The sequence below is a fragment of the Clostridioides sp. ES-W-0018-02 genome, assembly GCF_020658175.1.
GTDB lineage: Bacteria > Bacillota > Clostridia > Peptostreptococcales > Peptostreptococcaceae > Clostridioides.
On sequence record NZ_JACVVY010000004.1, the window covers coordinates 360,827 to 380,389 of the forward strand.

Consider the following 19,563-nt stretch of genomic DNA (forward strand, 5'->3'; position numbering starts at 1 on the left):
ATATAAATGTAAGAAAATAAAATCATATCTGTGTTATAATATATTTTAAACATTATAAATATTACGAATTTAATAGTCATAATATATAAGTATAAGTTTATGCAAGCTCATGTGTTTAGAGCTTGCATATATATTATTAATATATTTCTGTATTTAAAAAAATGAAATTCCAAAAGAATTTTTTCTATAGATTTAGTAGTAAGGGGGAATTTTGATATGTATGAAGTTAATTTAGAACGAGCTATGAATTATTGGATGGATTTGTTAGATGATTATACCAATCTAGCAAAAATTCCAAATGATTTTTTTTATAAAGATTGTTCTGACGAAGTTGTAGATGAAATTTTTAAGATTGATATTGAAAAACATGAGAAACTAATTCAATATTCTAAAATGAATAATATAAGCATAAGCTCTATTATAGAAACTATCTATGGACTTATATTACAAAAGTATACATATGAAGATGATGTAGTTTTTGGAAAAACAATAAATATAATTCCTATAAGAGTTAAGGTTCGACAAAGCGAAAAGTTTATAGATGTTGTAAAAAATTTAAAAAGGCAATGGAGTAGGTCTTTAGAATATGGATACTATTTATTATCAGATATAGAGAATAAAAATCATCTGAATACTAAACTTATAAATACAATATTTGTAGCTAAAAGTTTTGATTTATCATATGACTATGACATAGAAAAAAAAGGATATGATTTATCTGTAATAGTTTATACTAAAAGGGCATTAAAAATAAAAATAAAATATAAGCCATCTATATACAAAAGAGAAACTATTAGAAGGATATTAAATCAATTTGATTATATAATAGAGCAGATAATAAGGAATAACAATATTTTAATAGAAGATTTAGAATTTGTATGTAAGAAAGAAGAAAAAATATTATTGAAAGATTTTAATGATAATCAATGTGAGATACCATATGACAGAAGTTATATTAATTTATTTAGGGAACAAGTTGAGAGAACACCTAATAATGTAGCTGTTAGAGACGAAAATAGAAATTTGACATATAGAGAACTTGATGAGTTAACTGATAGATTTGCAGGCTATTTAAATCATATAGGGGTAAAAAGTGAAGATATAGTAGCTGTAATGTTGCCAAGAGACATTAATATAATTGTTACAGCCATAGGAATTATGAAATCAGGAGGAGCATTCTTCCCGATAGACACAAGTAATCCAGAAGAAAGATTAAATTACCTTCTTGAAGATAGTAATGCAAAAGTAGTAATAACTACAGACGAACTTAGATGTAAGGTTATAAATGAAAACACAATAGTAATTGATATAAATGATGAAGATATATTTAAAATTAGATATGACTTAACTGAAAAAATAACACCATCAAACTGTGCATATACAATATCTACATCAGGGTCAACTGGTAGACCAAAGACTATAGCTATAGAGCATAAGAGTTTAGTAAATATGTGTTATTATAGTATAGAAGCTATAAGTGCTACAGAAAATGATATATGTGGGATATATTTAAGTTTTAGTTTTGATGCTGTAATGAAACAACTATTTCCATATCTATTGATGGGTGCTTCAATAAACATTATGCCAGAAGAAGCAAAATTTGATGAATATACAGTAAATGAGTATTGTGAGGAAAATGATATAACCATATTAGCATTACCAACAGCGTTTGCAAGATTATTTATACAAAACTGTAACAACAGTTCACTTAGGATTGTGCAGACAGGAGGAGAAAGATTAAAAGGATATAGAAAACGTAACTATGAGTTATATAATGAGTATGGACCAACAGAATTTACTGTTGTATCAACTTCTTTTCATGTGGATAAAGAGTATGGGAAAATACCAATAGGTAAGCCAATCTTTAATACTTATGCATATGTATTAGATAAAAAAAATAAACTATGCCCAATTGGAGTTCCAGGAGAACTCTGTCTATCAGGAATCCAAATATCAAGAGGCTATTTAAATAAAAAAGGTTTAACAGAGCAAGTATTTGTAGAAAATCCTTACAAAACTTGTGAACATAATAAATTAATGTATAGAACTGGTGATTTGGTAAGATGGCTAGATGATGGAAATTTGGATTATATTGGTAGGATGGATAATCAAGTAAAAATTGATGAATTTAGAATAGAGCTGTATGAGATTGAAAACATAATAAACAATATTACAGAAATTAAAAGTGTTGTTTGTATCTCAAGAACAAATGAGGATGGAGATATGTATATATGTGCATATTATGTGATTGATGATGAGGATAGTGAAAAAATAAATGACATAACAGTTAGAGAATATTTAAATGAGCATTTACCTCCATACATGATTCCAACAATAATAATGAGGATAGATAAAATACCAGTTACACCAATTGGAAAAGTAAATAAAAGGGCATTGCCAGAGTGATTTTGTATTATGACAGGTGTTATAAAGGAACTATAGAAGTTTCTTTATGACACCTATTTTCAAGAATGAATCAATTGACATAAAAGAAAGAATTTTCTGTACATTTTTACTGTGGTGAAAATCTGTTTATAAGGATGATTATTGTATTTTTTATACTTTTCCGTGTTTTAAAGTGTTTTTATAACAAATTTAATTTTAATATAAAAAAATTTTTTATTTTTTATCTTAATCCTTTTTAGTATAATCGAAAAATAAAAAGAAAATTAGCATAAAAATATCTAAAAATAGAAATTAATAATATGGGATTAAATTTTAGTAGTTTTTACTCGCTATTTGTAAAATAATAAAAAGTTAAGTTTTATATGTATATATGTTATAATATATACAAACTGAAAAGGGGTGAAAATTTTATGAACAAAAAATTACCTAAGGGAGCTTATGGTGAGGTTAGTGGAAAAGATTACGTTCCATACATCACAGATAAGTCCAGAACCGGTGGAAATGTAGCTGTATTGATTATCGGTATCATTTTAGCTGCCATTTTTGCCGCATCTACAACTTATTCTGGAATGAAAGCTGGTCTTACAGTTGCAGCAGGTATTCCAGGAGCTATAATAGGTTCTGCTTTTGTTGGAGCATTTGCTCGCCAAAAGGGTATTCTTGGTAAGAACTTAATCCAAGGTATGTCAAGTGGTGGGGAATCTGTTGCAAGTGGATTCATTTTCGTATTACCAGCAGTTATCTTAATTGGAAGCCAAATCACATTTTTAGAAGGCTTAGCTGTTGGAGTTGGTGGTGTTTTATTTGGTATAGGAGTTGCAGCAATAGTTCACAATTATTTAATAATTGAAGAACATGGTAAACTTATGTACCCAGAATCAATGGCTATATCTGAAACACTTGTTGCTTCAGAGGCTGGTGGAGACTCAATTAAATACATGGGAATTGGATTTGTAATAAGTGGATTTATCACTGTATTAACTGGTTCATTCTTAAATGTAGCAAACAATGTAATGAGTCTTGTAGGAAGTAAATTCTACAAATGGAAATTTGATATTGAAGTAAACCCTCTACTTTTAGGAATTGGGTTTATAGTAGGGCTTGAAGTTTCTTTAACAATGTTTGCAGGAAGTATCTTATCAAACTTTGGTATTGCACCTTTAATAGGTTACTTTACTGATATGGCTAAAGATGGAGCTATGGTATGGAATAATCCTGCAATGCCTCTTAACCAAATGGATGTTGGAGCTATATCTAGTAGTTATGTAAAATATATAGGTGCTGGTATGATGCTTTGTGGAGGTATTATTGGTGCAATAAAACTTATCCCAACTATAATCGCTTCTATAAAAGAAACACTTAAAGCTAAATCAAGTACTGGAGATGCAGAAGAAGGTTCATCTATACAAATGATACTTTTATTAGGTGGAGTAGTAGTTGGGTTCTTAGCAGCGTTCTTGATTTCTGGTAATATTGCTATGGCAATTATTGGAGCTATCATATCTCTTTTATTATCTTTATTATTCGTCATAGTAGCTGGACGTTTAACAGGAACAATAGGAACATCAAATCTTCCAGTTTCTGGTATGACTATAGCTTCTTTAGTTATTGTAACATTAGTATTTGTTATAATGGGATGGACTGATTTAGAAGCTAATAAATCATTACTTTTATTTGGGTCATTTATAGTTGTTGCTATTGCTATAGCTGGAGGATATACTCAATCTCAAAAAGTAACTTACATCATTGGTGGTAGCAAAAATGAAATGCAACGTTACTTCACAGTTGCAAGTATAGTTGGTGTTATAGTTGTTGTAGGAGTAATCTTATTACTTTCTGACCAACTTAAAGCTACTGGTGATAATGTACAATTTGCATTACCACAAGCAAACTTAATGTCAACATTAACTTCTGGTATTATGTCAGGTAGTTTACCTTGGGTTATGATTATTGTTGGAGTATTTATGGCAATTGTGTTATATGCATTAAACTTACCAATAATGACTATAGCTATAGGATTCTATTTACCAATAGCAACAACTTCTATAATATTAGTTGGAGCATTAATTCGTTTATTTGTTGAACTAGTATCTAAATCTGAAAAAGAAAAAGAAGCTAAAGTTTCTAATGGTATAAGTTTATCTTCTGGTCTTGTTGCAGGTGGATCTATCATTGGTTTAATAGGTATAATATTACAAGTAACTGGAGTTATAACTCCAAAAGTACCAAGTGGTTTTGCTGCTACAAATTCAATGGCAATTGCTTTATTAATAGTTTTAGTTGTACTTACAACATTACCTATCATTTTATCTAAAGTAAAAAATAATGAGCAAGAGTAATGATGTTTTAGATATTGTATTTAAAATTACTGATGGACTTGAATATGAAGTAGATGAAAATGGTATTGTAACTATACTTGAAAAACAGGACCATAAGATTCAAAAGTTTTTTAGAAAGTTAAAAGCTAGAATACCTAAATATAAAAAAATAGAGCTAGATGAATATTCTAGTTTTGTATTTTTACAAATTGATGGTCAAAAGACTGTTAGGGAAATAGGTGAAAACTTAGAATCCAAATATGGAGAAGAATCTTATCCACTTTATGAAAGGTTATTGGTTTTTTTTAATCATATTGATGTCAATTGTCACTATGTTGAAAGAATGGATATAGACTTATAATAAAGAATTATTATAGGATATATCAGAATATAAAAATTAGAAGATAGTTAAAAAAGAGCTATATGTTTTTAAAGACATATAGCTCTTTTAAATATTTATAACTTATAAACTTAAAGTAAAGGTTATTAAACTTAGATGTTTTAATATTATTTATTATTAGCTATTTCGTCAGCTAAATTATTTAGATATTCCCATCTTTCATATTTGTACTCAAGTTCTTTTTCCAATTTTGATTTTTCATCTAAAATTTCTTGAAGTTTAGTAAAATCAGTTGCAAATTTTGAAGTACTTTCATCAAGTTTTGCAATTTTAGATTCAAGTTTTTCTATGTCAGAATCAATATTTTCAAACTCTCTTTGCTCATTGTATGAGAATTTAAGTTTTTTATCATTTTTAGGTTTTTCTTTTTTTGGAGCAGTTGAATCATCATTTTTAAGTGATTCTTTTTTAGATTCTTCAAATTCAATTCCTTGAATCTCTCTATAAATAAGATAGTCACTATAATTACCTGTATAAATATGAATTTTTCCATTTCCTTCATATGCAAATATTTTATTACAGATTCTATCTAGGAAATATCTATCATGTGATACTGTAATTACTACACCTTTAAATTCATCAAGATATTCTTCTAATATTTTTAGTGTTTCTATATCTAAGTCGTTTGTAGGCTCATCCAAAAGAAGTACATTAGGAGCTGTCATAAGAATTCTAAGAAGGTGTAGTCTTCTTCTCTCACCACCAGATAGTTTGCCTATCAAAGTATACTGCATGGTACCATTAAAAAGGAATCTTTCACACATTTGAGAAGCTGTAATCCTAGTACCATCAGAAGTTTCTATATAATCACTAGCTTCTTTTACATAGTCTATAGCCCTTATGCCAATGTTCATATGAGAATCATCTTGAGAAAAGCAACCTATTTTTACAGTTTCTCCAATTGAGATATATCCACTATCAGGGGCTAATTTCCCATTTATTATGTTTATTAGAGTTGATTTACCCATACCATTTTTACCTATTATGCCAATTCTATCTGTACGTGCTAAAGTATATTCTAAATTATCTATAACTGTAACTTCTTCAAAAGATTTAGATATATTGTGTATTTCTATTATTTTATTTCCAAGCCTACTTGAGGCAACCGATATATCAATATTTTCATCAGGTTTGAAAGAGTCTCTATTTACAAGTTCATCAAATCTTTGTAGACGAGCTTTTTGTTTTGTGCTACGAGCTTGAGCTCCACGTCTAACCCATGCAAGTTCTGTTCTGATTAAATTTTGTCGTTTATCCTCAATACTTGATTCTAATGCAAGTCTTTCCATTTTCTTTTCTAAAAATATTGAATAATTACCATCATAGCTAAATAATCTACCTTTATCTAATTCAATTATTCTATTTGTAACACGGTCTAAAAAATATCTATCATGAGTTATCATAAGCAATGAACCTTTTCTTGAATTTAGGTATTCTTCAAGCCAATCGATGGTATCATTATCTAGATGGTTTGTTGGTTCATCTAATATTAAAAGCTCACAAGGAGTAATAAGAGCTGAGGCTAGAGAAACTCTTTTTCTTTGACCACCAGAAAGTTCTATTATTTTTTGATTGAAATCATTTATACCAAGCTTTGTAAGTACAGATTTGGCTTCGCTTTCTAAATCCCAAAGGTTTAAAGCATCTATCTTCTCATGCATGGATAATAATTTTTTATTTAGTTCATCTGTAAAGTTAGAATTAAGTTTTTCTAAAGTTTCTTGGTATTTACCAAGTAGTTTTAATTCTTCTGAAGTTCCATTAAATACTTGTTCTAGAACAGTTGAATTTTCATCATAAGTTGGGTTTTGAGGAAGATATTCTACTCTAATACCATTAGCCTTTGTTATATTGCCAGTTTCACTTTCTTCAGTTCCTGCAATAATTTTAAGTAAAGTAGATTTACCAGTACCATTTACACCAATAAGTCCTATTTTTTCTCCATCATTGATACCAAGAGATATATTTTCAAGTAATTTTTTTTCAGAATAGCTTTTACTTATATTTTCCAATGTCATTAAATTCATATAATTCACCTTTATTTCTAATCTATTATTTTTCAAAATGTTGGTAGTCTGGGTTTTTCCAATATCCACCCCAACTCCAACCTCTGCTTACAAAAGCATTATAACAATCATCACCCTTTTTTATCATTCCAAATTTTAAAGCCGACCTATCTGCATAAACAGTGCTTACCTTAGGGCTAACATTGTCTCCAGAAACATGTGGGTTTTGTAATGGATTTATATCTATAGCACGTCCTTTACCATGATTTGAGACAGTATTTGTACCAGCTACAGTTCTATAACAAAATGCAGATGTATTATTATCAGACATAGATTTTTCATCTACAGCATCATAATCGTCTATTAATTTAATTTTTTCAATTGGATATTTTTTTTCATATAACTCTTTAAAAATATCGACAACTTCTGAAGCTAGTTCACTATTTACTATCATCTCACCTTGATGAGTTTTTTCATCAAATCCGTAGTAGGTAAGTTGCAAGTAAGATAAACTATCAAATCCTATAGGTTCATCAGAAGGCATAGATTTACCAATCATTTTGTTTTTTATGTTATCTGGTATTGAAGAATATGAAAAAGTGGGCTTAATGTTGTTATCTTCCTGTTTTTTAGTAGAGTTTTGATTATTTTTAGAATCCTCTGTTGTATTGTTTTTATCTTGCATAGTTTCTTGACTTTTTATATTATCTTTTTTGTTGGATTTAGAGAAAAATATCTCATATATAGATAGTAAGGCAAGAAATAATACAGTTATTACAATTGTTAGCTTTAATTTATTAATCTTCTTTCGTTTTGACTTTTTACTCATATTATCCCCCATGTTAGATTCATATAAACTATATATATTATACCTCATAAAAATAAACTAGGCTAACAATATTTAGTTAACCTAGGACATTTCATCTATAGTTTCTCCTATTATTTTTATACCAGTTTCAATATCTTCAAAAGAGAGTCTCGAAAATCCAAGTCTTAAAGTGTCAGAACCAAAGCCATTTGTAAAAAATAAATCTCCAGGCATGAAGATAACATTTTTTTTGTAACATTTTTCTAATAGCTTTCTAGTATCTATATTCTTAAGCTTGATAAATATATGCAAACCACCATCACCTAAGATATATTCCGTTTGCATATATTTTTTTACACATTCATAGGCGAAGTTAAATTTATCCCCATAGAATTTACGTATTTTTTTTACGTATTTTTCAAATCCTCCATTACTTAAATAATCAAATAAAATACCTTGGTCTAAAAAAGATACATGTATATTTCTGCACCTTTTTACACTTTCTAACTTATCTATAACTTTTTTATCTGCAAAAATCCATCCAATTCTTATTCCAGGAAATAAAATTTTTGAAAAGCTACCAATATATACAACACCATTATTCATATTATCAAGAGAGCAGAGGGGAAATATATGAGAACTATTGTAGAGTAATTCTTCATTAAATCCATCTTCTATAATTGCTATATTGTATTTTTTCATAAGATTATAGAATCTATATCTATTTTCAGGGGTCATTACAATCCCTGTTGGGTTGTGATAAGAAGGTGTAATATATGCAAATTTTATTTTATTTTTGTACTCAATTAAACGATTTTCGAGCATATTGAAATCTAAACCATTTTCAGATATATCCACACCTAAAATATTGAGATTGTGTGACTTCATAATTTTTATAGCTGTGTTGTGAGTAGGATTTTCACAAATTATATAGTCTCCTTCTTGAGTGAAAGAGGACATAATAATATCAAAGCCTTCTGTAAATCCATTTGTAATTAATATATCTTTGTTATTAATATCAACGCCCTTATTTGTCATATATTCAAGCAAATAGTCAATAAGAGGTTTATAACCTTGTGCATATCCATAGTTAAGTAGTTTGTGACCTTCTAATGAGATTCTATTTAAAAAAGATTTTTTTAATTCCTCCATATCAAATAAATCTCCATCAGGAGATATACTTTTAAATGATATTAGGTTAGAGCTCCAAGGTATTTCGCTTTTTATAATATCTAATTCATTAGCTTTTTTAGAGTATGTATTCTCTAAACAATCCCAATTTAAAGACCATGTAGTGTTTGAAGATTTATTTTTTGAATTAACAAATGTACCTTTTCCTGAAACAGAGTAGATTAAGCCCTCTGATTTTAGTTCTTCATAAGTTAAGACTATGGAATTTCTACTAACTTGTAAAAGCTGACTAAGCTCCCTTGTAGAAGGGAGCTTACTATTGTCTGGAATTAATCCTTTTGATATCATATCACTTATATAATTTTTAATTTGTATATAAATTGGTTCACTATCATTTAATCTTAGATTTGAAAATATCAAATTACCACCTCAAATTGTATTATCTAATTTAAAGAGTATTCTATAAGTTTATCTAATAATTGGCTATACTCAAGACCTTTAGCAGCGGCACTTCTAGGTATTAAACTAGTTTTAGTCATGCCAGGAAGAGTATTTAGCTCAAGAACATAAGGAATACCTTCACTTATAATCATATCAACTCTTACATATGCTTTGCAATTAAAAATTTTCCAACAAGTCTCAGAAATCTCATTTACTCTTTTTTGAAGTTCATCATCTAAATAAATAACTTCTTCTTTTGCTCCTTTTTCAAGTGAGTATTTAGCTTCATAATCAAAGAATCCTGAGTCTGATTTTATAGATATAGTAGGAAATACTTCGCCATTTAATATGAATGAAGTATATTCTCCACCTGGTATATATTTTTCAATCATTACAAACTCATCAACTTCTAAACCTTTACGAACTGCTTCTTCAACTTCATCTTTGGAATGGATGAAGAATGTAGCAACACTTGAACCTCCTGAATTTGGTTTTATAAATACTGGATAGCCTATTTTGTCTATCTCATCATAATTTATTTCATCAATTGATTTTACTAAAGCCCATGGAGCAGTAGGAAGGTCTGAATCTCTAAGCATTTTTTTAGTGATGTTTTTGTCCATACACATTCCACTACAAAGAGGTCCACATCCAGAATATGGTATATCCATAGTCTCAAGTACTGACTGAATGCATCCATCTTCACCAAATTTCCCATGTAGTGCTAGTACTGCAAAATCTGTATCTTCTGGTATTTTTGTAAATATATCTTTTTTATCATCTATTATCACCTTTACAACATCGTATTTACTTTTATCAAGATTATTATATATTTCTTTTCCTGAATTTAAAGAAACTTCTCTCTCTGATGATATTCCACCCATTATAACTGCTATTTTCATATTATACACTCCTATTTTAAATTTTATTATTTTTAAATTAAATTTTTTAATTTACTTACTTAATTATATGAATTAATGGTTGATGATGAAAGTACCACTACATGTGAAGTTTATATTATGTGTGGTTTTAGAGTGATAATCTAACTTACAGATAGATTTGAATGATTTTTTAACTTTATTTATATCATTATTTTTGCTAAAATTAGTGGTATGAACTTAAGACTAGTCTTAGTGGCTATAAATCAAGGAGTGATAAAATTTGAAAGCAGAAATAATAAGTGTAGGAACAGAGATACTGTTGGGAGATATAGTAAATACAAACTCTCAATTTTTAGCTAAAGAACTTGCAGCATTGGGAATAGAAGTATACCATCAAAGTACAGTTGGAGATAATAAGCAAAGACTCTTAGAATGTTTTGATGAAAGCTTAAAAAGAAGTGATTTAGTAATTACTACAGGAGGTCTTGGACCAACTGGTGATGATATGACAAAAGAAACTGCAGCAGAGTATTTTGGACAGGAATTAGAATTACATAAACCATCATTAGAAGTCTTAGAATCATTCTTTGTTAAAACAGGAAAAAAAATGGCCGAAAATAATATGAAACAAGTATATTTTCCAAAGGATGCTATAGTATTAAAAAATAATAATGGAACAGCACCAGGAGCTATTTTAAAGAAAGATGATAAAAGTATAATAGTACTACCTGGACCTCCAAGAGAAATGAAGGCAATGTTTAATGAAAGTGTCAAACCTTACCTACAACAATTTACAAAGGAAATGCTAGTATCAAAAACTTTAAGATTGTATGGAATAGGGGAGTCAAACCTAGAATTGGAAATTTTAGATATAATTGATGAACAAACTAATCCAACAGTTGCTTTGTATGCAAAGGAATTAGAAGTTACAATAAGAATAACTGCAAAAGCTGAAAATGAAGAACAAGCTTTTGAATTTATAAGACCAGTAGAAGAAAAGATAAAGGACAGAGTAGGTAAATATGTATATACTGAAGGAGATATTTCAGTATCTGAAGGAGAGTCTGCATTAGAAGATGCTGTTTCTAAGCTTCTTGTAGAAAAAAACTTAACAATAGCAGTGGCTGAATCTTGTACTGGAGGTTTGGTATCTTCATCTCTTATAAACTACCCAGGAATATCTTCTGTATTTCTTGAAGGATGTGTAACATATTCTAATGAAGCCAAAATGAAAAGATTGGGAGTAAAAAAAGAAACTTTAGAAGACTTTGGAGCAGTAAGTGAACAAACAGCAATAGAAATGGCTGAGGGCGTTGCTAAAGGGCTTGGAGCTAATATAGGTATATCTACAACTGGAGTAGCTGGACCTGGTGGAGGAACTGAGGAAAAGCCTGTAGGGTTGGTTTATACTGCAATATATATAAATGGAAAAATAATAGTGAAAAAAAATATATTTAATGGAGATAGAAGAAAAATAAGATTGAGAGCTACTAGAGATTTACTTAATGAGTTGAGAATACAATTAGAAAAACTTTAAACTATTGTGATATTGATTATATTTAAAGTATTGGTATAATATAAAATCATTTTTGGAGGCTTTTAATTTATGATAAAACATATATTTTGTGATTTAGATGGAACTTTATATGAAAATGGAGCTATAACAAAAGAAGATATAGTAGCAATTGAGGAAATAGAAAAAAGAGGAGTACAGTTTAATGTTGCTACAGGTAGAGTTTTCAAACAGGCTCGTGATATTATCGAAGGGAGCTTAGATATGAATGGCTATTATATATGTGAAAATGGTGCATTTATACATGATAAAGACTATAATGTGATTTTTAAGCAAACTATAGATGATAAATTAGTAAAAAAAGTTATTGATAGATTTGAATCAACTGATGCACAATTGTATTTTAAATATAAAGGAGATGTAATTGTAGATAGTGACACAACAGCTTTTAGACATTATTCTAGCGATTTTATAGTGGACCCCGATTTTGAGAAAAGAGATAGTTTTGATAATCTTATAGGCAATATTGGTATATGCTCTGAAAATTTAGAAGAGTTGTCTAGAATAGAATTATATTTAAAAAGTGAGTTTAGTGAAGTGTTAGAAATATATTTTTCTAGTACTTATACTTTAAACATAGTTCCTAAAAGTGTATCAAAAAGAGGTAGCATAGAACATGTAATAAAAACTCTAAATGTAAGTCCAGATGAAGTTGCTACTATTGGAGATTCTCCAAATGATATTTGTATGTTAGAGGGATTTAAATATAGTTTTGTAATGTCAAAGGCAAGAGAAGAAGTAAAACAAAGTGCAAATTATGTAGTAGATAGTGTAAAAAGTGCTATAGATGCTATCATAAAAATAAACAGTTAGATATAAGATTGATGAGAAGTAATAAAAAATTAGTAAATTATTTTTGTTTGTTGATTTACTAATTAATCAATTTTATAAGGTATTACCTATTCAGTATAAAAAAATGACTGTTCAGTAGAATTATAAAACTAGATTTTATATTCTGTAGAGCAGTCATTTTGATTATATTAATTGTCAGTTTAAAATTCTTAAGTTAACCACAATTTGCTATATGGTATGATTTTATTGTATTAGCTAAAATAGAATCTAATATATAATTTATAACACTATTGCAAGTATACGCTGAAAATTTTAAATCATTCATATAGTCGCTTTTCTTTTTGTATTCATTGTAAAGTTTAACAAAAAATTTTTCAAATCCACTATTTATAGTATTACCTTTAATTTTAGATAAATCAACATCCTTTGCAAATGCTCCAAGTTCTCTTTCATAAGTAACATGTTTATTCAAACTATGCTTAAATTCCCAGCGTTCACTATGAGCTAAGCAGAAAAAATCGCATAAAAAGTGGCAGATAACACCAAGCTCTTGACTAAGTCTACTTACTGAAAAATATTTAGAAACACTGTCTATAGTAAGACTGCACAGATATTTTATTTTAGAAGCAATCATATTAAATGATTCATCCATATAATGTTTTTTTAATTTATATTTAGAAAAAGCATCTGGCTTTATATTACCATATATAAAATTTTTTTCGCTTATAAAGAATGTTTTATTTTCATCTATATTATTAAGTATCGATTTTGCCATAATAAAATGGGTATTCATTAACATATTTACACCTCGTATAGTTTATTAGACTTATTAAATATATTATTATGATATGATATTTATGATAAAAGTTTAATGGTAAATATATGAAATTAAGTCAATCACATTTATTTAAATAATTTCAACCATATTCATAATACCAGTAATTGGCGAAATTTACAATATGTAAATAATGTTAAGTTTTTATTTATCAAATTTAAAATTAAGTATTAGTATACTTTCTAATTAGCCTATTAGCCTTGGATTGAGAAATTTCAAGTTGTCTAGCTACTTTATAAGAACTACCAAATTTCTCATAAGCATCCAAAATTACATTTTTTTCATACTCCATAATCAAGGTGTCAAAGTTTTTGTTTTTATAATCAATATGTAGAGAATTATCTACATTGGTTGTGTATGTTGGAGGGTTATTTCCATAATTTACAATATTTACATTTTTAGTGAGTATACTTGGTAAATCGTCTGTTGTTATATGATTATCTCTACAAGTAAGTAAGATTTTTTGAATTATATTCTGTAACTCTCTTATATTACCTGGAAATCTGTAGTTTGCAATAATACTTATAGCTTCTTTTGAAATTGTCTTGTTTAGATTAAAGTCACTTGAATATCTATTAAAATAATATTTTATAATCTCTACTAAATTATCCTTTCTTTCTCTAAGTGGAGGGAGTTTTATTTCTATAACATTTAATCTATAATATAAATCTTCTCTAAATTTTTTTTCTTTTACTTTAGAAATTAAGTCAGCATTTGTAGCGGATATAATTCTTATGTCAACTTTTTTATTTTTTAAACTTCCGACTGGAGTAAAAGTCCTATCTTGTATCAATTGTAAAAATTTTGCTTGTAGATTTTGTGGTATATCACCTATTTCATCTAAAAAAAGAGTTCCTCCGTTAGCCAATTCTACAAGACCAACTTTACCTTTGGTACTTGCACCTGTAAAAGCACCTGAAGTATATCCAAAAAGTTCAGATTCAAGTAGTTGTGGAGATATAGTTGCACAGTTTATAGTTATAAATGGACCACTTGACCTGTTGCTATTGTGATGTATATATCTAGCAAGTGAACTCTTTCCTGTTCCAGATTCTCCTAATAATAGTACGCTTACATCAGTTTTAGAAACATGGTTGACTGTATTCATAATAGGTCTCATAACTATGCCATCCATAATTACTGTATCTTCAATCCGAAGAGCAGTTCTATATAGTGTTTCCACTTCAGATTTGTATTTTTTTACTTGTTTTTTTGTATCTTCAAGTTTATTTTTTATATTATTAAGTTCGGTTATATCTCTACAATTTTCAACCGTGAATTCTAGCTCACCATTTTCATCAAATACAGGACTTGCAGTTATAATAAGTTTTTTTCCTGTTTGAGTATCTTGTTCAAGTGAAAATTTAGACTTTGTTCTCAATACTACTGGTATGGGGCTTTTTGTTGAATATCCAGATTCTTCTAAGAAAGAAACATTTTTTCCTAAAATATCTTCTTTTTTTAGACCATAATTTTCTTCAAATGCCTTATTACAATATATTATTATACCTTTATCATCAGATGCACATATTTCGTCATGAGAAGCCTCTAATATTTTTTTATAAAACTCTAAATCTAAATCCATTTTCCCTATTGTCCCCCTAAATTTTTAATGATATATTAAAATATATTTAATTTATTAAATATAATTAAAAGTATAATCTTTATATAATACATAAACTTCAGTCTATTTTAACTTTGAATAAGTTATATATAACTTATTTTACAATTAAAGCGAGTCTAAATCAACTTAAAATATACTTGAAATAACTATAGAAAAGTTGAAAAACTAGTAATATTGTTGCAAATTCTAAGTTTTTAGTGTCGATATAAATAAAATAAAAGTGGCATGGTTTTTGCTTGATAAAAATGATGTGTATTGACTAAATAATAGTAGAGGGGTATTTAAGATGGGAGAAAAAAGTAAAGGGTATGTATTTATAGCAACAGCAGGAATCTTATGGGCTACACTTGGGTTGTTTGGAAAGTTTCTGATGGGAAGTGGATTGACATCAGAACAAGTAGCATTTACAAGATTATTTTTTGGATTTATAGTTTTAGGTGTTTATTCAGCTATAAGAACACCACATATTTTGAAAATAAACAAAAGAGGAATTATTTATTCAGTAATAATAGGAATTATATGTCAAGCTATGTTTAATTTATGTTACTTTAAAGCTATTGATACTGTAGGTGTATCTGTAGCAGCAGTTTTATTGTATACATCGCCATTGTTTTTAGCTGTATTTTCAAAATTTTTTTATAAAGAGAGTATTACTAGAAGTAAAATATTTTCGCTGATTTTTTGCTTTATTGGAGCTATTATGGCAGTAACTGGTGGAAGTTTAAATTTTCAAAACTTAAGTACTATGGGATTATTGCTTGGAATATTATCTGCAATAGCGTATGCACTTATGCCAACTATTAGTAAGAATGCCTTAAAAGAATTTTCAAGTTCAACAATATTAGTTTACAGCTTTTTATTTGGAGCGATATTTATGATTCCTTCTGCTAGACCATGGGAAATATTAACCTATGCTAAAGATTTAAATATTTTATCTTGTATGTTGATGTTAGGGGTTGTTCCAGCGGCACTTGCATATATTTTTTATGCAGCAGGTATATCTAAAGGTGTAGAGTTATCTGTTGCAGGTGTTGTAGCATCAGTAGAATTAGTTGGCTCTGTTATAATTGGATGCACTATGCTAGGAGAAAGTTTTTCTATAGGAAAGCTGTTTGGAGTGATGTTAATGTTGATATCAGCTGTAATAGCACTTAATCTTTCTTATGATGGAATAAAAATGTTCTATAAGTCTAATAAATTAAAACAAACTGAGAAAACAGAAAGTATTTAAGAGTATGTATTTTGTCCTTATATATTTATATAGGGGTATTTTTCATTGTAATTTTTAATATGAAATTTGCTTTGGAAACAATAAAATAACTATAGATAGATTTATGTTTATATAAAGCTATCTATAGCTATTATGTTATCTTTAATCATTTATTTAACCTTGAATAAATTTACACCCCTGATAGGAGTTTCGAGATTTTAATGTATCATCAATTTGATTTAAAATCTCCCATTTTTTTAAACTCCATAAAGGTCCAACCAGTTCATCTCTTTTACCATCGCCAGTAAGTCTATGAATTATCATAGTTTCAGGTAATATTTCTAGTTGGTCACAAACAAGATTAATGTATTCATCTTGGCTCATAAGAGTTAACATCCCATTTTGAAGCATTTTCTCCATAGGAGTATCTTTTATAACATGTAATAGATGTATTTTTATACCATCCACATTCATTTTGCCGACTGCCTTAGCAGTTTCCATCATCATATTATAATCTTCACCAGGTAGACCATTTATAATGTGTACAACTACTTTTATATTTTTAGCCTTTAATTTTTCAACACCTTCAACAAATGTTTTATAATCATGTCCTCTATTTATAATTTTAGATGTAGAATCATGAATTGTCTGAAGTCCAAGTTCAACCCATAGATTAGTTCTTTTATTAAGTTCAGATAGATAATCAACTACATCATCTGGTAAACAGTCAGGTCTTGTTGAGATTGAAAGACCTATAACATCATCAAGAGATAGTATAGTTTCATATTTATCTTTTAAAACCTCAAGAGGTGCATAAGTATTTGTATAAGCTTGAAAGTAGCCAATATATTTAGCATGAGGCCATTTTTTTAACATCATTTCTCTTATATTATAAAATTGATTAATAAGATTATCCTTAGGATTTCCAGCAAAGTCGCCTGAACCTTCTCTACTGCAATAAGTACAACCACCATAGCCAATACTTCCGTCAATATTTGGGCAAGTAAATCCTGCATTTATTGATACTTTAAAGACTTTTTCTCCAAATGTATTTCTAAGGTAGTAATTCCAAGTATGATATCTTTTATTATCAAAAGCATATTTAAATTTATCCAAAGTAATCACCTATTTCTAATAAAATTGTACATTAAATTTGTACAAAAAACATATTACCACAAATAGGTGACTTAAACAAATTCTATTTTAAGTAATGAAGAATAAAGCAACAAAATAATTAATACTTTCTAGATTTGTTTCCAGAAAAAAATAGAGCAAGTCCAAATAATATTATAAAAAATGACATTATTGAGACTATAAATCTAGATAAAAATAGTGGTGACAATATAAGGCATATACCAAATAAAGTTTTAACTATATTCCAAGTTGTAAACTTAGAATATGGATTATTTTTACTATTTACAAACACTACGAGTTGATTAAAAATTAAATAAAAGCCCAAAAGTAATGAGAAAATACTCTGTATTTTTTGAGGAAATATAAAAAGTAGTATACATGTAATTATTAGAATCCATTGAACATTGGTAGATGGTTTAATTTCTTCTTTAGTAGCATATCTTTTTAACTCATTAATGTTTTTAAGATTTAAATATGCAAAGAATAAAAGTGCAACTCCAAAAGTCCAAGAAATTAATTTTATACCTAGAGTCTTAAACGTAAGGCACAAGAATCCCAATATAACAAGTAACACTCCCATTATCATAAATTTAGTAGCATTTTCCTTTTTATTAAAGTTATCAAAATTGATATTAAAATTTGTATACATAAAATCACCTCCAAAATCAATAGAACAATTATAACAGAAATTTATACTCAAATAAAGCCACATAGTATAAAAATAAAACTCTAGTTAGTAATTAATTAATAGGTTGTATCATAAACTCTTATTAATAGAATTATATAGGAGGAGGTTTGTCCATGACAAAATTATGGGCAATAATATTTGCATTATTGGCGGGTGGGTCTACTGCTCTTGAAGCTTTTATAAATGGAGAATTAGGTAAGAGTACAACAGCATTGGTTGCCACCTTTATAAGTTTGACTGTAGGAGCAATATTTTTTCTTGCAAGTATAATAGTTGCTGGAGATTTAAAATGTTTAGTATCTTTAAATGGTTTTAATTATAAGTTATTGCTAGGAGGAGTATTTGGAGGGCTAATAATATATTTTACAGTAAAAGCAATTCCAAACTTAGGGGTATCAAATACACTTATATTAACACTTGTATCTCAAGTTCTAATCGGTTTTTTTATTGATAGTGTGATTTTGGGACAAGAAACAATGCATTTATACAAATACATAGGGGTTATACTTTTAATTTTAGGTACATTCTTTATAGTAAACTAATGATTTAAAATACTATATAATTTGCTATATAACTTAAAAATTTGGTATAATTAGGATAGTAAGTAAAGTTAAAAGAAAGAGGTGTTAGGAATGGCTGATGAAAAATTTGTAATGTCATTTAGTGGTGGTAAAGATAGTATATTAGCATTAAATAGAATGTTGGAAAAAGGATATAAGCCTGTGGCACTCTTGACAACTATAAGTGAAGAACATGGAAAATCATGGACTCATAACTTAGAGCATAAGATGCTTAAACAAGTAAGTGATAGTATTGGACTACCTTTGTTAGTTGCTGAATGTGGAGTAGAAGGGTATGAAGAGAGTTTTGAGAGAGCTTTAATAAAAGCTAAAAACATGGGAGCAACAATATGTGCATATGGAGATATAGATATAGAAAGTCACAAAAAGTGGGACTCTGACAGATGTGATGCAGTTGGTATGAAGGTAGAACTACCATTGTGGCAAGAAAGTAGAGAGGAATTGGTATATGAATTTATAGATAGTGGATTTTGTAGTGTCATAACAAAAGTAAACTTAAAGCATTTAGGAGAGGAATTTCTAGGAAAAAAATTAACCAGAGAACTTGTGAAAAAGATAAAAGAAACAGGCTCAGACCCATGTGGAGAGCATGGAGAATATCATACATTTGTAGTAGATGGGCCAGTATTTAGAACTCCTGTAGAATATGAAGTAAAAGGAAATGTAATAAAAGATGGTTATGGTTATTTAGAAATAAAATAAGTACATAAATAAAATACCTATTATACAATCTTA

The 19,563-nt window shown here is 28.2% G+C and carries 16 protein-coding genes; 8 read left to right on the top strand and 8 right to left on the bottom strand.

From position 1 onward, the window contains the following. Positions 1-216 precede the first annotated feature (216 nt). The 3 genes from IC219_RS12705 to IC219_RS12715 all read left to right on the top strand — a co-directional run bounded on the left by IC219_RS12705 (position 217) and on the right by IC219_RS12715 (position 5,085). A complete protein-coding gene (locus IC219_RS12705; RefSeq protein WP_227831186.1) occupies positions 217-2,406 on the top strand; it encodes an amino acid adenylation domain-containing protein in 2,190 nt (729 codons plus the stop codon). Between the two features lie 410 nt (positions 2,407-2,816). After that, positions 2,817-4,745 carry an OPT family oligopeptide transporter gene (locus IC219_RS12710; protein WP_227434308.1) on the top strand — a complete coding sequence of 643 codons (1,929 nt, stop codon included), beginning with the start codon at positions 2,817-2,819 and terminating at the stop codon, positions 4,743-4,745. Beyond that, entirely contained in the window at positions 4,732-5,085 is a 354-nt protein-coding gene (locus IC219_RS12715; protein ID WP_227853328.1) for a PqqD family peptide modification chaperone, read from the top strand. The genes IC219_RS12710 and IC219_RS12715 overlap by 14 nt, the downstream gene beginning before the upstream one ends. A 146-nt stretch (positions 5,086-5,231) precedes the next feature. Here the strand turns inward: IC219_RS12715 and IC219_RS12720 are convergent, their stop codons facing one another. From IC219_RS12720 to IC219_RS12735, 4 genes are all read right to left on the bottom strand, one after another. Continuing rightward, positions 5,232-7,151, bottom strand: a complete 1,920-nt coding sequence (locus tag IC219_RS12720) for an ABC-F family ATP-binding cassette domain-containing protein (protein WP_227482282.1) — start codon at positions 7,149-7,151, stop codon at positions 5,232-5,234. 25 nt (positions 7,152-7,176) lie between these two features. Then, complete coding sequence (locus IC219_RS12725) at positions 7,177-7,959, bottom strand: M15 family metallopeptidase (protein ID WP_227831184.1); 783 nt, start codon at positions 7,957-7,959, stop codon at positions 7,177-7,179. Positions 7,960-8,040: 81 nt separating this feature from the next. After that, positions 8,041-9,489, bottom strand: a complete 1,449-nt coding sequence (locus IC219_RS12730; RefSeq protein WP_227831183.1) for a PLP-dependent aminotransferase family protein — start codon at positions 9,487-9,489, stop codon at positions 8,041-8,043. 23 nt (positions 9,490-9,512) lie between these two features. After that, positions 9,513-10,412 (bottom strand): D-alanine--D-alanine ligase, encoded by a 900-nt coding sequence (locus IC219_RS12735; protein ID WP_227482284.1) that lies wholly within the window; start codon positions 10,410-10,412, stop codon positions 9,513-9,515. 259 nt (positions 10,413-10,671) lie between these two features. Between IC219_RS12735 and IC219_RS12740 the strand changes: the two genes are divergently transcribed. Then, entirely contained in the window at positions 10,672-11,928 is a 1,257-nt protein-coding gene (locus IC219_RS12740) for a competence/damage-inducible protein A (protein ID WP_227831182.1), read from the top strand. Positions 11,929-11,997: 69 nt separating this feature from the next. Beyond that, entirely contained in the window at positions 11,998-12,777 is a 780-nt protein-coding gene (locus tag IC219_RS12745) for an HAD family hydrolase (protein WP_227434315.1), read from the top strand. Between the two features lie 193 nt (positions 12,778-12,970). Here the strand turns inward: IC219_RS12745 and IC219_RS12750 are convergent, their stop codons facing one another. Continuing rightward, positions 12,971-13,555, bottom strand: coding sequence for a zinc dependent phospholipase C family protein (locus IC219_RS12750; RefSeq protein WP_227482286.1), 585 nt, complete (start codon positions 13,553-13,555; stop codon positions 12,971-12,973). Positions 13,556-13,754: 199 nt separating this feature from the next. Continuing rightward, on the bottom strand, positions 13,755-15,176 hold the full coding sequence (locus IC219_RS12755) for a sigma-54 interaction domain-containing protein (RefSeq protein WP_227434317.1): 1,422 nt from the start codon (positions 15,174-15,176) through the stop codon (positions 13,755-13,757). A 325-nt stretch (positions 15,177-15,501) separates the two neighbouring features. Between IC219_RS12755 and IC219_RS12760 the strand changes: the two genes are divergently transcribed. Then, complete coding sequence (locus tag IC219_RS12760; protein WP_227434318.1) at positions 15,502-16,446, top strand: DMT family transporter; 945 nt, start codon at positions 15,502-15,504, stop codon at positions 16,444-16,446. 153 nt (positions 16,447-16,599) lie between these two features. Here IC219_RS12760 and IC219_RS12765 read toward each other — a convergent pair whose 3' ends face one another. Both IC219_RS12765 and IC219_RS12770 read right to left on the bottom strand, forming a co-directional pair. After that, the gene (locus IC219_RS12765; RefSeq protein WP_227831181.1) at positions 16,600-17,541 is read right to left on the bottom strand and encodes a TIGR01212 family radical SAM protein; all 942 of its coding nucleotides are present in this window, start codon (positions 17,539-17,541) and stop codon (positions 16,600-16,602) included. 118 nt (positions 17,542-17,659) lie between these two features. Next, positions 17,660-18,208, bottom strand: coding sequence for a DUF308 domain-containing protein (locus tag IC219_RS12770; protein ID WP_227434320.1), 549 nt, complete (start codon positions 18,206-18,208; stop codon positions 17,660-17,662). Positions 18,209-18,360: 152 nt separating this feature from the next. Between IC219_RS12770 and IC219_RS12775 the strand changes: the two genes are divergently transcribed. Together IC219_RS12775 and IC219_RS12780 are read left to right on the top strand one after the other, a co-directional pair. Then, positions 18,361-18,789 (top strand): DMT family transporter, encoded by a 429-nt coding sequence (locus IC219_RS12775; RefSeq protein WP_227434321.1) that lies wholly within the window; start codon positions 18,361-18,363, stop codon positions 18,787-18,789. 90 nt (positions 18,790-18,879) lie between these two features. Then, positions 18,880-19,530 carry a diphthine--ammonia ligase gene (locus IC219_RS12780; RefSeq protein ID WP_227434322.1) on the top strand — a complete coding sequence of 217 codons (651 nt, stop codon included), beginning with the start codon at positions 18,880-18,882 and terminating at the stop codon, positions 19,528-19,530. Positions 19,531-19,563: the final 33 nt, after the last annotated feature.

What these genes read in the sequence shown, in the direction of transcription:
- IC219_RS12705 (WP_227831186.1), top strand. Translation starts at nt 217, where the DNA reads ATGTATGAAGTTAATTTAGAACGAGCTATGAATTATTGGATGGATTTG.
- IC219_RS12710 (WP_227434308.1), top strand. Translation starts at nt 2,817, where the DNA reads ATGAACAAAAAATTACCTAAGGGAGCTTATGGTGAGGTTAGTGGAAAA.
- IC219_RS12715 (WP_227853328.1), top strand. Translation starts at nt 4,732, where the DNA reads ATGAGCAAGAGTAATGATGTTTTAGATATTGTATTTAAAATTACTGAT.
- IC219_RS12720 (WP_227482282.1), bottom strand. Translation starts at nt 7,151, where the DNA reads ATGAATTTAATGACATTGGAAAATATAAGTAAAAGCTATTCTGAAAAA.
- IC219_RS12725 (WP_227831184.1), bottom strand. Translation starts at nt 7,959, where the DNA reads ATGAGTAAAAAGTCAAAACGAAAGAAGATTAATAAATTAAAGCTAACA.
- IC219_RS12735 (WP_227482284.1), bottom strand. Translation starts at nt 10,412, where the DNA reads ATGAAAATAGCAGTTATAATGGGTGGAATATCATCAGAGAGAGAAGTT.
- IC219_RS12745 (WP_227434315.1), top strand. Translation starts at nt 11,998, where the DNA reads ATGATAAAACATATATTTTGTGATTTAGATGGAACTTTATATGAAAAT.
- IC219_RS12750 (WP_227482286.1), bottom strand. Translation starts at nt 13,555, where the DNA reads ATGTTAATGAATACCCATTTTATTATGGCAAAATCGATACTTAATAAT.
- IC219_RS12755 (WP_227434317.1), bottom strand. Translation starts at nt 15,176, where the DNA reads ATGGATTTAGATTTAGAGTTTTATAAAAAAATATTAGAGGCTTCTCAT.
- IC219_RS12760 (WP_227434318.1), top strand. Translation starts at nt 15,502, where the DNA reads ATGGGAGAAAAAAGTAAAGGGTATGTATTTATAGCAACAGCAGGAATC.
- IC219_RS12770 (WP_227434320.1), bottom strand. Translation starts at nt 18,208, where the DNA reads ATGTATACAAATTTTAATATCAATTTTGATAACTTTAATAAAAAGGAA.
- IC219_RS12775 (WP_227434321.1), top strand. Translation starts at nt 18,361, where the DNA reads ATGACAAAATTATGGGCAATAATATTTGCATTATTGGCGGGTGGGTCT.
- IC219_RS12780 (WP_227434322.1), top strand. Translation starts at nt 18,880, where the DNA reads ATGGCTGATGAAAAATTTGTAATGTCATTTAGTGGTGGTAAAGATAGT.